The following is a 13,498-nucleotide window of genomic DNA, read 5'->3' on the forward strand; positions in this document are numbered from 1 at the left end:
TATCTACTAGTTGAGTTTAAGGAATTAGGTATTAAAATGTTACATTTAAAACGAATATTTTCTATAATGAAGTCTGTAATCTTTGTCCTTTTATTTCTGGCAGCCATTGCTTCGAATGCTCAAACATTTCGACCTGGGAGACAAATTGCCAATGATGATGCATCGTTAGCAATTCAATATTATCAGGATGGTGAGTTTGACAAGGCTGCCGTATTACTAGAAAAACTTTTTGCTAACCCAAATAACGAGGGTTATTTTGACATATATTTTAATGTTCTATTAAAATTAAAAAAATACGATGTTGCTGAGAAAACGGTAAAGAAGCAAATTAAGCAATCGCCTGATAATGAAATGTACGCCGTAGCTTTAGGAAAATTATATCAGGAAAAAGGCGACGCATCGGCAGCTAATAAAATTTTTACCGAAGCAATAAATAAATTACCAAAAGACGAATTTCGGATTAGAATGCTAGCAAATAATTTCTATCGTTTCGAAAATTATGAATATGCAATACAAGCTTTTAAACATGGCAGAAAAATATTAAATGATGAAAAGGCTTTTGCATTTGAACTATTAAACATTTATCGCTTTAAAAAGGATAAACCGATGTTGATGCAAGAATATTTAGACATCTTGCCAACAGCTCCGCAACTCCTGCCACAGGCTGAAGCCGTTTTATCGATGATTTTTGAGGATAAAAACGATTATCAAACCTTTCAAACCGGAATTTTAAAAAAGATTCAAAAAGCTCCAGATGCCGAAATTTATATTCAGCTGCTTACATGGAACTATATTCAGCAGCAGGAATATGATATGGCTTTACGACAGTTAATTGCTTATGATAAACGAACCAAAGCAGATGGAACTACGTTGTTTAACGCGGTTTATACTTTTGCTGATAATGGAGCTTACGAAACTGCAATTAAAGCCTATGAATATATAATTACTAAAGGCAAGGAAAATCAATATTATCTGCCTGCTAAAATCGAATTACTTAATACAAAGTATAATATACAAACCAAGGGGAAATTTAATGTTGCAGATTTAGACCTTTTAGCCAAAGATTATCAGGTTTTATTAGATGAAAACGGCAAGAACAAAAACACCTTATTTGCTGTAAAAAAGTGGTCGAACTTGCAGGCGTATTATTTAAATCAGCCAAAGAAAGCTGAACTTGCTTTGGAAGAAGCATTGAAATTGCCGGGATTAAGTCCGCAGGAAAATGGCCAGCTTAAACTTGATTTAGGCGACATTTACATTTTAACCAAACAACCTTGGGAAGCCTTTTTAGTTTACGAACAAGTAAGTAAACAATTTGAAGGCCAACCAATTGGAAACGAAGCTAGATTTAGAAGTGCAAAACTTTCTTTTTATCAGGGAAACTTTGAATATAGTATGGGTCAATGCATGATTTTAAAAACAGCAACCACCCAATTAATTGCAAACGACGCATTAAATTTAAGTCTTTTAATATCTGATAACATTCAAACCCCAACCGATAGCAGTGCATTAAAAATGTATGCCGATGCAGAAATGCTGGTTTTTAGAAATTTGCCCGAACAATCCATCAAAAAATTAGATAGTATTTCAATTGCTTTTCCGCAAAATACTCTTGCAGATGCGATACTAATGAGCAAAGCTAAAATTTTAATAAAATCAGAGCAGTATGAAGCTGCAGCTGCAATTCTAAAAAAAGTTGATGAAAGCTACAATGATGGAATCTGGACAGATGATGCCCTTTTTACCCTCGCAGATTTATATGAAAAAAAGCTAAATGATTTGGTTCAGGCAAAAATATATTTTCAAAAATTGATTACCGATTATCCGGGAAGTATGTTTACTGCCGAAGCCAGAAAAAGATTTAGAAACTTACGTGGAGATGGCGTTTAGTTTTCGCCTTCCTTTTGTTCATTTTGTTGTTTACCGTAACGCTTCTGCATTTCTAAAGCTAAGCCAACCTCAATAATAAGTGCATATAACGCACAATTAAAAACCAAGCCGAAAAAGTATAATGCAGAATTTGAGCTAAAAATTCTCCACAAAAAAGTATGTGTTGGAAATTGAAAAAACGAATACAAATCTGCTAAAGAACTTAATAAAAAATTAGGTGCAAAAACATGCTTGTCTTCAGAAACAAAAGCAAAAAAACAAATTGTAGTTAAAACAGCAATAATTATAAATGCTTTAAAACATCTATACGGGCGGAAAAATTTCATTAAGGAGTGATTGTTAATTCTAAAACACTAAGTTCGAAAAATTTATGACTTATCTAAAATAATATAAAACATTAACATTTCACATATAAGTCATCTTATTAAAGTATTATTAGCCAAGCTTATTATTTATATTTGTCCATGCTTTTATACAACGTTACCCTAATATTAGAAGATACTGCAGCCGAAGAGTGGTTAAAATGGATGAATGAAATCCACATTCCGGAAGTTATGGCTACAGGAATGTTTGTTTCACATAGACTTTTAAAAGTAATTGATTCGCCAAATGAAGGTGTAACCTATTGTGCTCAATATGTTGTTGACAATTTAGAAAACTACAACGAATACCAGGAAAAATATGCTCCAGCTTTACAGGAAGGTTTGAACGAAAAATTTAAAAATCGTTTTGTCGCTTATAGAAGCTTAATGGAGTTTGTTGGTTAAATAGTCAATATTACTTTAACTTTTCATTGTTTTTGTGGCGCTCTGCATCGCGTATATTTTTCTTCTGTAAATTTTGCTCAAGTGCATCAGTCAAATTAATTCCGGTTTGATTTGCCAGACAAATCAAAACAAATAGTACGTCTGCCATTTCATCAGCAAGGTTTACAGCTTCATCACTTTTTTTGAAAGATTGCTCGCCATATTTACGTGCCATTATACGGGCAACTTCTCCAACCTCTTCCATTAAAATGGCAGTATTGGTAAGCTCATTAAAATAGCGAATTCCGGTTGTGTTAATCCACTTATCTATTGTTTCCTGTGCTTCGTTAATGGTCATGTTTTCGTTCTTCTATTTCTGATTTTAACCTGCTATTGACATCTATTTTAGCACCCTCCAAAAGGAATACTGTTGTACCCTTTTCTCTTGCCAAATTATTTTTCAATTCGCCAATTTTAATAATTTTATCAAAAAACGGTTTTTCTTTTTTCCGTTCGGGATCGCTTTCTCCTGCCTCCCTTATCAAAATTAAATCTTTAATAGGTTTATCCATCTTAAACCAATAAAGATAATCCGCATTGTAAGAAACAGCATTTATGTTTTTAAATTTCGAATAATAATTAATCGCTCCAGCTTGTCCATAATTATCTGTACGCACAACAACTGCTGCTTTATCTTTCACTTTTCCGTAAGCTGAGTCTACAATTGCTGCAAGTTCTTTCCAACCTTGCATATCTGCATAATCCTGCGGCAAATCACGGTTTTTTCCATCTTCCCAGCGCAACGCTCCAACTCTTTCAAATCTATTGTGATTCCGAACAATTTCCTTTGGCGAATAAACCGGCATCAAAAGCGGAATGGTATAGGCAAAAAAACCAACCATTACGAAAATTAACAATACAGCTAAAACATATCTTTTGCCAATAATTTGGCAAATATAAACACTACCAAAAGCCAGCAATGCAGGATACAGACCTAAAGCATAATAACCTTTAGCTTTAAAATAGCTAAAAATAATTATGGTAAAAACGTACGAAAGTATTACCCAAAGATGCTTCCGAAAAGGCTTGTAAACTATTAGACCAACAAAGCAAGCTATAAGAATAAAGATATCACTTATAAAAAAGAGGAATTGTTCTTTGAAGAAATCGGCTCGTTTAACATTTACCAATTGCGTTTCGGCTAGCTCTTTCATATGGCTTATAACAGGAAAGTTATTTACAATTTGCCAGATAACATTCGGAGAGATGATAATCAGCACTAAAAGTATAGAGAAATATAAATGCTTATCCTTAAAAATATTCCGGTTAGGTAAAATTATAACCGCTGGTAATATTCCCAAAACTAAAAACATCACATTGTATTTATTAAGAAAACCCAAACCTAACCAAATGGCAAAACAGTATAGATACTTGGCTTGCCTATTTTCGAAGTATTTTAAAAGGTAATAGTAAATGGCTGTCCACGCTAAAACATCAAAAGAATTCGGTTGGTAAAGAATATTAAGTCTTAAATACGCAGAACAGATATATGCAATAGCTACTAAAGATTTTGCTAATAAATTACCTCTTAACACACCTACAATTTGCCAGGCAAATAGCATGGTTAGCGCACCAAAAAGCGTTGGGAAAAACTTCACCCAAAAAACGCTGTTTCCAAGAAACTTAATAATTACCGAGAAGATTGAGGTTAATGGGGGTATTGAGGTAAAGCCGGCTGCTAAATGGCTACCTTGGTCTAAATGCAGAAACTCATCACGGTGAAGTTCGTAAACACCGTTTACTAAAAAGTAGCTCAGAATAAATTTGAGTATTATAAAAACGAAAAGAAATAAAACTTCTGTAAGGTGATGATTTCTGCTTTTCATTATTCCTTATTTTTCGTGTCAATTAAAATGGTAACCGGTCCGTCGTTTAGCAAACTGATTTTCATATCTGCACCAAAAATTCCGGTTTCTACTTTTTTACCTAGCAAAGCAGATAACTTCAGTATCATTTTTTCGTAAAGTGGGATAGCGAAATCTGGTCTGGCGGCTCTTGTAAACCCTGGTCGGTTTCCTTTTTTTGTGGCAGCAAATAACGTAAACTGACTAACTAAAAGAATACCACCATTAACATCAGCAAGCGCCTTATTCATTAAATCGTTTTCATCAGAAAACACACGCATATTTACAATTTTCTGAGCAAGCCAATCTAAATCTTCAATGGTATCAGCATCTTCAATGCCTAAAAGCACTAAAAAACCTGTTTCAATTTGTCCTGTTGTATTTCCATCAACAACACAACTGGCTTGTGTAACTCTTTGTAAAACTGCTCGCATCTTAGTCTTTGGGATATGTTATGCGAAAGATAAGTATTTTGGAAGAATTGTGCTAAATAAGGGATTAATGCCTTGTATCGTTACCGTGAAAAATACTTAGGTAACTTTCATATCTTGATATTGCGATTTCATCATTATTCACAGCTTCAATTACCGCACAACCAGGTTCATTTATATGTCTGCAATTGTTAAAACGGCAATTGTGAGAAGTTTTGAAAATCTCTCTAAAGAAATGACCAAGTTCTTCTTTTTCAATATCGATAACACCCAATTCTCTAATCCCAGGCGAATCGACAATGAAACCGCCTTGAGGCAGTTCGAACATTTCGGCAAATGTTGTGGTGTGTTGTCCTTTATCGCTCCAATCCGAAACCTCGCCTGTGCGTAAATCTCTATCAGGCAATAAAGCATTAATTAGGCTCGATTTCCCAACACCCGAGTGACCAGAAATTAGTGTAATCTTATCGGTAATAAGTTCTTGAATAACTGGAATATTTATGCCTTTTAAAGCCGAAACCTCATAAGTGGCGTAGCCAATATTTTCGTAAATATCTTTAAAGTCTTGCAGAATTTCCAGCCCTTCTTTGCTAAATAAATCGAGCTTATTAAACACCAAAACCGCTGGTACATCGTAAGCTTCGGCAGTAACCAAAAACCTATCAATAAAACCTAACGAAGTTCTGGGCGATGCAAGCGTAACCACCAAAATCGCCATATCTAAGTTAGCAGCCAGAATTTGAGCTTGCTTGCTCAGGTTAATCGATTTGCGGATAATATAGTTCTTACGAGGCAACAATTCGTTAATCAAACCTTGGTTACTCCCACTTTCGAGCTCAAATTTAACCCTATCGCCAACCGCAATCGGGTTCGTAGTTTTAATCCCTTTTATCCTAAATTTCCCTACAATCCGGCAATCGTAACGTTCGCCGCTATCGGCCAAAACATTGTACCAACTTCCTGTAGATTTAATAACTAAGCCCTGCATATTTTACAACAAAGGTAAATAAAAGGATGGAAGTTGTATTTGTAAAATAGAAGATGAAATTGATAAGGATTTGGAAAGCAAAACCTATGTTTCATTTTAATGTTCGTCCTGCTTTCTGCTTTATCCCGAGAAATTCGGGATGTTCGCGGCAATCAGGTTTAAAAACAAAGGTTATTGCAAGAAATTCCGTTCTATTTGGTCATTCTGACTTTTCGAAGCGTAACAATTTAAGCGTTAATAAAATTGTACTAATGGTTGGTGTCTCACCAACCACAGATTAAGATTTGTTTTCGATTGGTGAGACATCAACCGATAGATGAAATTGTCATCATGAGTTTGTCGAAGCGTAACAATTCAAGCGCTAATAAATTTCACTTAGAAACTATGTTATCGCAGAGTATTTTCCAGTTTGTCATCCTGAGCTTGTCGAAGGACAATAAATTAAAAAGTCTTCGACAAGCTCAGACTGACAACATCATAGAAAATATTATCTTCGTTTAAAATCTAAATACATGAATAACTTCAAAATTATCGGCATCTCCGTTCAAACAACAAACCAAAACAATCAAGCTGCAACAGATTTGGGCAAACTTTGGCAACAGTTTTACGCTGAAGAAATTTTCAATAAAATCCCGAACAAGGAAAGTGAAGATGTTTATGCCACTTACACCGATTACGAAAGCGATTATACCGGAAAATATACAACCATTATTGGCCAAAAGGTAAGTTCGTTAAATAATATTCCTGATGGATTAGTTGGCAAAGAGATTAACAACGAAAACTTGAAAAAATATATTGCAAAAGGCGAAATGCCAAATGCAGTTGTAAATACCTGGATAGAAATTTGGAACAATGATGCGAATCTGAACAGAAGTTACATTGCCGATTTTGAGGTTTATGGCTCTAAATCTCAAAATGGAGAGGATTCGGAGGTTGAGATTTATATTGGGGTTAGGTAGTTGTTAATCTCATTCATTTCGTCATTGCGAGGCACGAAGCAATCTTACCACTTTGAGTTTGATAAGCGAACGCTTTAAGATTGCTTCGTGCCTCGCAATGACGAAGGCTTTAAACTTTCACAAACTTGATAGGCAAGAAACTCAAATAGTGCTACAAACCGAATTTTAACTAAACCTGACAGACGCGGAAATACTTTTTGCTTAATCGAACGAAATAGATTGCCACGTCGTTCCTCCTCGCAAAGACGATAATAGGAAAGGCAGCAGCAACAAAAAGATTGAAGCAAATGGCAGGACTGCTGCAACCGAAGAATTACTGAAGCACCTTTTCTAATTATTAAACTAATTTAATTAACCACCCCACCCTGCGGACACCCCTCCTTGAAAAAAGGATGGGAGTTGAACCCAAACTATAAAAACCTATATTAGTTTTCGGTTCAAAACATGCTATCATTTCATCTAGTTAATCGTTTTATTAAAATATTTTCAAATAATTTTAGAAAAAATTTGCATTTTAAAAAAATAATCTTCTACTTTACGGTGTACAAAGTACACAAAGACAGCATGAATTTTAACACATCAATTATTACAACGATTATTATTACCACCGGAGAAAATCAGGGAGGCTAATTTGTTGTAAATTGAAAAAAGATAAACACAGAAAGCGTCCCGACACAAATCGGGGCGCTTTTTTTTTAAACCAAAACCATTGAAAACTGCACAAATTAATTAACAAGCAAACGTGCAAGGTTCATTAAACCAAAAACTGATGAAAGTATTAAAATTCGGCGGCACATCCGTAGGTTCGGCCGAGAACATTAAAACGCTACTGAGCATAGTGGCCAAAGAAAAATTACAGAGCAATCCGGTAGTTGTATTATCGGCAATGAGTGGCGTAACCAATTTACTTACCGATATGGCCGAAAGTGCCGAACGGGGCGAAAGTTACGATGCTGGATTAAAGGAAATTGAGGCAAAACATTTTGCTGTAATCCGTTCGCTATTACCTGCAGCAGCACAAAACCCGGTTTTTACCCGTTTAAAAATCTTCTTCAACGAGTTGGAAGATTTATTACAAGCCGTAACCAACCTTAAAGAACTGAGCTTACAAACAAAAGACCAGATTTTAAGCTACGGCGAACGTTGTTCATCGTTCATGATTGCGCACATCGCATTGCAACAATTGCCAGAAGCTTTGTACGTTAATGGCTCAGAATTAATTAAAACTGATAGCAATTTCGGACAGGCAAAGGTTGATACCGAATTGACGGAGATATTGATAAATGATTTTTATCAGGCCAATAAAGACAAAGTGCTTTTTGTTACTGGTTTTATTGCCAGCAATGCAGCTGGGAGGGTTACTACGTTAGGTCGTGGTGGTTCTGATTACACCGCAGCCGTTTGGGGTGCAGCTTTAAATGCAGAAGAAATCGAAATCTGGACGGATGTAAATGGTATGATGACAGCCGACCCACGTATCGTGAAAAAAGCGTTTTCTTTGCCAGAATTGAGTTACACCGAGGCAATGGAATTAAGTTATTTCGGGGCGAAAGTGATTTATCCGCCAACGATGATTCCGGCTTTTATGAAGAAAATTCCGCTTGTTATTAAAAATACTTTTCAACCTGATTTTGCAGGAACATATATTAAAAGCGATGTTAAGGCATCGAGCTTGCCGATAAAAGGCATTTCTTCTATCGACCATATCAGCATTATTAACTTAACTGGTAGTGGAATGGTTGGCAAAGCTGGTTTCAGCGGCAGGTTATTTTCTTTGCTTTCTCGCGAGCAGATTAACGTGGTGTTGATTACACAATCTTCATCAGAGCATAGCATTACTTTTGCGGTTAAACCAACAGATGCTGGTCAGGCAATTGCCTTAATTAAAAAGGAATTTGAGCTTGAATTGGATGCGAATAAACTGGCTTTACCAGAGGTTGAAAATAATTTGGCCGTTTTAGCCATTGTAGGCGAGAACATGAAACGCACACCTGGTATGAGTGGACGATTGTTCAATGCATTGGGAAGAAATGGTATCAACGTCAGGGCAATTGCTCAAGGTTCATCAGAATATAACATTTCGGTTATCATCAGCGCAGCTGATTTATCGAAAGCGGTTAATGCGGTTCACGATGCATTTTTTACTGATTTAAAGCGCACATTAAACATTTTCTGCTTAGGAACTGGAAATATTGGGAAAACATTATTCAACCAATTAAAAGAACAAATGCCTTTCTTGGCGGCCAATAACGATTTACAAGTTAAGGTTGCAGGCATCAGCAATACCCGCAAAATGGTTTTCAGTGCAGAGGGTTTATCGCTCGAGGATTGGGAAAATAATTTAGACACCAACGGCGAACAGGCAGATTTAACAGGTTTTGTTAAGCGCATGAAATCGATGAACTTACCAAACTGTGTTTTTGTGGATAATACAGCCGCAGAATCGCCAATAGAGTTTTATCAGGGAATTTTTGAAAGCAGCATTTCTGTTGTTACTTGTAATAAAAAAGGAAACTCTGCCGATTTCGCTCAATACAAATCGTTTAAAGATACTGCCCGCAAATTTGGTGTCGATTTTTATTACGAAACCAATGTGGGTGCAGGTTTGCCCATCATCCGTACTTTAAGAGAGTTGATGATGAGTGGCGATAAAGTTGCCCGCATCGAAGCGATTTTATCAGGAACGATTTCTTACATTTTCAATAATTTTAAAGGCGATGCTGGTTTTTATGAAACTGTAAAAGAGGCACAGGAATTGGGCTATACCGAACCCGACCCACGTGATGATTTGAACGGAAAAGATTTTATGCGTAAAATGTTAATCCTGGCTCGTGATGCAGGTTATCCCTTAGAAGCTGCTGATGTAAAAATCGACAATATTTTACCTGAAGCTTGCTTAAATGCAACTTCTGTTGAAGATTTCTACTCAGAATTACAAAAGAATGCGGTTTATTTTGAAGATTTAAAAAACAAAGCTGCAAATGATGGTAAAGTATTACGTTACATCGGTAAACTGGAAGATGGTAATGTAGAAATCAGCCTACAGATGGTTGATGACAGTCATCCATTCTATATGCTTTCGGGAAGTGATAACATCATCTCGTTCACTACGGATAGATATAAATCTCGTCCGTTAGTGGTTAAAGGCCCAGGTGCTGGAGCAGAAGTTACCGCAGCAGGCGTTTTTGCAGATATTATAAATGTGGGTTCTTTAAGTTAAGAGCAAGTATGTTTTGTCATGCTGAGCTTGTCGAAGCACTTTTTATAAGGTCTTCGATAAACTCAGACTGACAATTCTTATAAACTTAAACGGTTATCTAACGATTCAGAGATAAAAGATAAATATAAGTGAGTTGGTGTAAGGCCTTTAATCCTTGCTCCTTCATCTTTATTCAAATTATGAAAGAAATAAAAGTTTTCGCTCCGGCGACTGTTGCCAATGTAGTTTGCGGTTTCGATGTTTTGGGTTTCGCAGTTAACGAACCAGGCGATGAAGTTGAAATGCGTTTAACGGATACACCGGGAGTAGTTATCAAAAGAATTACTGGTGATGATGGTCGTTTGCCTTTAGATGCTGCAAAAAATACTGTGAGCGCAAGCGTTCAGCATTATTTGCAACACATTAACTGTTTGGATGTTGGTGTTGAAATCGAACTGCATAAGAAAATGCCAATTGGTAGTGGTTTAGGCTCAAGTTCGGCAAGTACTGTTGCAGGTTTGTTCGCCATAAATAAGTTAATGGGCGATTTGTTAACAGCAAAAGAATTGGTTCCCTTTGCCATGAAAGGTGAAGAATTGGCTTGCGGTTATGGTCATGCAGATAATGTTGCACCAGCCATTTTAGGCGGTTTTGTTTTGGTTAGAAGTTACGAACCACTGGATGTAATTTCGCTTCCCACTCCAGCTGGAATGTATGCGGCAATTGTTTATCCTGAAGTTGATGTGCCCACAAAAGATGCCCGCCAAATGATTCGTAGCAAAGTGTTTTTAAAAGATGCGGTAACCCAGTGGGGAAATGTTGCGGGCTTGGTAAGCGGATTATTCATGAATGATTTCGATTTAATTGGACGTAGCATGAAAGATGTTTTGGTAGAACCAACACGCTCTATCTTAATTCCAGGTTTCGAAGAAATGAGAAAGCTGGCGATGGAAAACGGAGCCATTGGTTTTGGAATTTCAGGCTCTGGACCATCAGTTTTCGCCTTGACCAAAGATGAAGAAACGGCAAAAAAAATAACCAAAGCACAACAACAACATTTACACAAACTTAATATTAACAGCAAAGCCTACGTTTCTTCAGTTAACGCTGAAGGACCGAGAGTGATTTAAGTAATAAGTTTTACGTTATAAGTCAGCAAGTGCAAAACTTATAACTTAAAACTTAAAACCTACAACTTAAAAAATGAAACTATACTCAACCAACAATAAAGATTTACGCGTTTCCTTTAAAGATGCCGTTTTTAACAGTATGCCGCAGGATGAAGGTTTATACATGCCTGTAGAAATTCCGCAATTAGATGCAGATTTTATTAAAAATATTGAGCAGTTTTCTTTACCAGAAATTGCTTATAAGGTAGCTTCAACTTTTTTGAAAGATGAAATTCCTGCTGATGATTTAAAAGCTTTGATTGATGATGCGATAAATTTTGATGCACCAGCAGTAAAGCTTGATGATAAAACTTTCGTACTAGAACTTTTCCACGGACCATCACTCGCTTTTAAAGATTTCGGTGCTCGTTTTATGAGCCGTGTAATGGCTTATTTCTTAAAAGCTGGAGAACAATTATTAGATGTTTTGGTCGCTACTTCTGGCGATACAGGTGGAGCTGTTGCTTTGGGTTTCTTAGGTGTACCAAATACTCGTGTTACCATTCTTTACCCAGAGGGAAAAGTGAGCCCGATACAGGAATTACAGTTAACCACTAACGGACAAAACATTAGAGCAATTGAAGTTAAAGGCACATTTGATGATTGCCAGGCGTTGGTTAAGCAAGCTTTCGCTGACGATGAACTGAATGCAAAATTTCGTTTGACTTCTGCAAATTCAATTAATATTTCGAGATTAATTCCTCAAACTTTTTATTATTTCAATACTTATGCGCAGTTGAAAAAACAAGGTTTAAACGATGTGATTTTTTCTGTTCCAAGTGGAAATTTTGGAAACATTGGCGCAGGCTTATTGGCTTACAAATTAGGATTGCCAGTAAAACAATTTATTGCCGCAACTAATGTAAACGATACTGTTCCACGCTTTTTGGAAACTGGCGTTTATGAAACCAAACCATCAACTCAAACCTATTCAAATGCGATGGATGTTGGTGCACCAAGTAATTGGGTTCGCATTATGGATTTGTTTAAAAACGATGTTGATGAATTGAAAAAAGTAGTCACTTCTTATCGTTTTAACGATGATGAAACACTTGCAGGCATTAAAGAAATCGATGCTAAATTTGATTATGTTGCTTGTCCGCATACTGCAATTGCCTATTTAGCCATTGAAAAATTCAGAAAAGAAAATCCTGCTGATGAAAGTGCTGCCGTATTTTTATCAACTGCTCACGCTTGCAAATTTCCTGATATTTTCCCTACAGATATAGCAGCTAAAATTGAGATACCAGAACAAGTTAAAGCTTTAGAAACCAAACCTCAGCATGCTGATAAATTAAACACAGATTTTGAAGGCTTTAAAGAATACTTGTTAAAGGGATAATAATTATTGATTTTACAGGTTCTGTCTGTATATGATTTAAATAAACGGTTATCGCCACCACTATTAACAGGACATTTAGAATAAAAGTAACAAATTACTAATTTAGATGTCCTATTAACAAAACTTCAGGCAGATGATTATTAAAGAGGTTCTAGATGAAAGTGGCAAGCTTTACAGTAAGGCTTTGGCTCATGTTTCTGTAGATTGTGTGCTTTTCGGATTTAAAGATAACAGGTTAAATGCTTTAATGTTAAAATTAAAGGGTGAAGAAAACTGGATGCTTCCCGGGGGATATGTTTACAAAGATGAATCTCTTGATGCAGCTGCAGAGCGAATATTATTTGAAAGAAGCGGTGCAGATAAAATTTTTTTAAATGTATTTAGTGTTTTTGGAAATGTGAATCGTTCTGAAGAATATTTTAAAGATTATCCTGATGATTTATGGCATAAACAACGTTTTGTAAGTGTTGGTTACTATGCTTTGGTCGATCACACACAAGTTACTCCGGTTTTAGATGTTTACTCAGATGTTTGCGAATGGGTTCCGGTCGATAAACTCCCTAATACAATTATGGATCATGGAGAGATTTTAAAAAAAGCGCTAACCGCTTTACGAGAGCAAATCAGTTATAAACCTATTGGATACAATTTATTACCAGAAACATTTACAATGCCCGAATTACAAGCTTTATATGAAGCGATATTAGGGCAGAAGTTAAATCGTGGTAATTTTTACAGGAAAATAATGCGTTATAACATTCTGATAAAACAAGCTGAATCTAGAAAAGGCGGAGCACATAAAGCGCCGAATCTTTATCGCTTTGATGAAGAAAATTATAAAAAAGCTTTAAAAGAGTTCAACTGGTAAAA

The 13,498-nt window shown here is 36.0% G+C and carries 12 protein-coding genes; 7 read left to right on the forward strand and 5 right to left on the reverse strand.

The window, feature by feature from the left end; all coding sequences use genetic code 11:
• Positions 1–66 precede the first annotated feature (66 nt).
• Positions 67–1,890 (forward strand): tetratricopeptide repeat protein, encoded by a 1,824-nt coding sequence (locus tag ACO05K_RS14520; RefSeq protein ID WP_421945147.1) that lies wholly within the window; start codon positions 67–69, stop codon positions 1,888–1,890.
• On the opposite strand, the gene ACO05K_RS14525 is transcribed toward ACO05K_RS14520, so the two are convergent.
• The gene (locus ACO05K_RS14525; RefSeq protein WP_421945148.1) at positions 1,887–2,216 is read right to left on the reverse strand and encodes a hypothetical protein; all 330 of its coding nucleotides are present in this window, start codon (positions 2,214–2,216) and stop codon (positions 1,887–1,889) included. The genes ACO05K_RS14520 and ACO05K_RS14525 overlap by 4 nt on opposite strands.
• Before the next feature lie 138 nt (positions 2,217–2,354).
• On the opposite strand from ACO05K_RS14525, the gene ACO05K_RS14530 reads away from it, so the two are divergent.
• Positions 2,355–2,657 (forward strand): DUF4286 family protein, encoded by a 303-nt coding sequence (locus tag ACO05K_RS14530; protein ID WP_421945149.1) that lies wholly within the window; start codon positions 2,355–2,357, stop codon positions 2,655–2,657.
• A gap of 10 nt (positions 2,658–2,667) precedes the next feature.
• On the opposite strand, the gene ACO05K_RS14535 is transcribed toward ACO05K_RS14530, so the two are convergent.
• The 4 genes from ACO05K_RS14535 to rsgA form a co-directional block, all read right to left on the reverse strand.
• Entirely contained in the window at positions 2,668–2,994 is a 327-nt protein-coding gene (locus tag ACO05K_RS14535) for a nucleotide pyrophosphohydrolase (RefSeq protein ID WP_421945150.1), read from the reverse strand.
• The gene (locus ACO05K_RS14540) at positions 2,984–4,522 is read right to left on the reverse strand and encodes a glycosyltransferase family 39 protein (protein ID WP_421945151.1); all 1,539 of its coding nucleotides are present in this window, start codon (positions 4,520–4,522) and stop codon (positions 2,984–2,986) included. Before ACO05K_RS14540 ends, ACO05K_RS14535 begins: the two co-directional genes overlap by 11 nt.
• A complete protein-coding gene (gene dtd / locus ACO05K_RS14545) occupies positions 4,522–4,974 on the reverse strand; it encodes a D-aminoacyl-tRNA deacylase (protein ID WP_421945152.1) in 453 nt (150 codons plus the stop codon). The genes ACO05K_RS14540 and dtd overlap by 1 nt, the downstream gene beginning before the upstream one ends.
• Before the next feature lie 64 nt (positions 4,975–5,038).
• Entirely contained in the window at positions 5,039–5,959 is a 921-nt protein-coding gene (gene rsgA, locus ACO05K_RS14550; RefSeq protein WP_421945153.1) for a ribosome small subunit-dependent GTPase A, read from the reverse strand.
• A gap of 512 nt (positions 5,960–6,471) precedes the next feature.
• Between rsgA and ACO05K_RS14555 the strand changes: the two genes are divergently transcribed.
• From ACO05K_RS14555 to ACO05K_RS14575, 5 genes are all read left to right on the forward strand, one after another.
• The gene (locus ACO05K_RS14555; RefSeq protein ID WP_421945154.1) at positions 6,472–6,918 is read left to right on the forward strand and encodes a GyrI-like domain-containing protein; all 447 of its coding nucleotides are present in this window, start codon (positions 6,472–6,474) and stop codon (positions 6,916–6,918) included.
• A 769-nt stretch (positions 6,919–7,687) separates the two neighbouring features.
• Positions 7,688–10,138 (forward strand): bifunctional aspartate kinase/homoserine dehydrogenase I, encoded by a 2,451-nt coding sequence (thrA, locus tag ACO05K_RS14560; protein ID WP_421945155.1) that lies wholly within the window; start codon positions 7,688–7,690, stop codon positions 10,136–10,138.
• Between the two features lie 179 nt (positions 10,139–10,317).
• Complete coding sequence (locus ACO05K_RS14565) at positions 10,318–11,247, forward strand: homoserine kinase (RefSeq protein WP_421945156.1); 930 nt, start codon at positions 10,318–10,320, stop codon at positions 11,245–11,247.
• Positions 11,248–11,320: 73 nt separating this feature from the next.
• Positions 11,321–12,628: a threonine synthase gene (thrC, locus tag ACO05K_RS14570; protein ID WP_421945157.1), complete on the forward strand. Its 1,308-nt coding sequence runs from the start codon at positions 11,321–11,323 to the stop codon at positions 12,626–12,628.
• A gap of 133 nt (positions 12,629–12,761) precedes the next feature.
• Positions 12,762–13,496, forward strand: a complete 735-nt coding sequence (locus ACO05K_RS14575; protein ID WP_421945158.1) for an NUDIX hydrolase — start codon at positions 12,762–12,764, stop codon at positions 13,494–13,496.
• Positions 13,497–13,498: the final 2 nt, after the last annotated feature.

Source organism: Pedobacter sp. (assembly GCF_965227205.1).
In the GTDB taxonomy this organism is placed as follows: Bacteria; Bacteroidota; Bacteroidia; order Sphingobacteriales; family Sphingobacteriaceae; genus Pedobacter.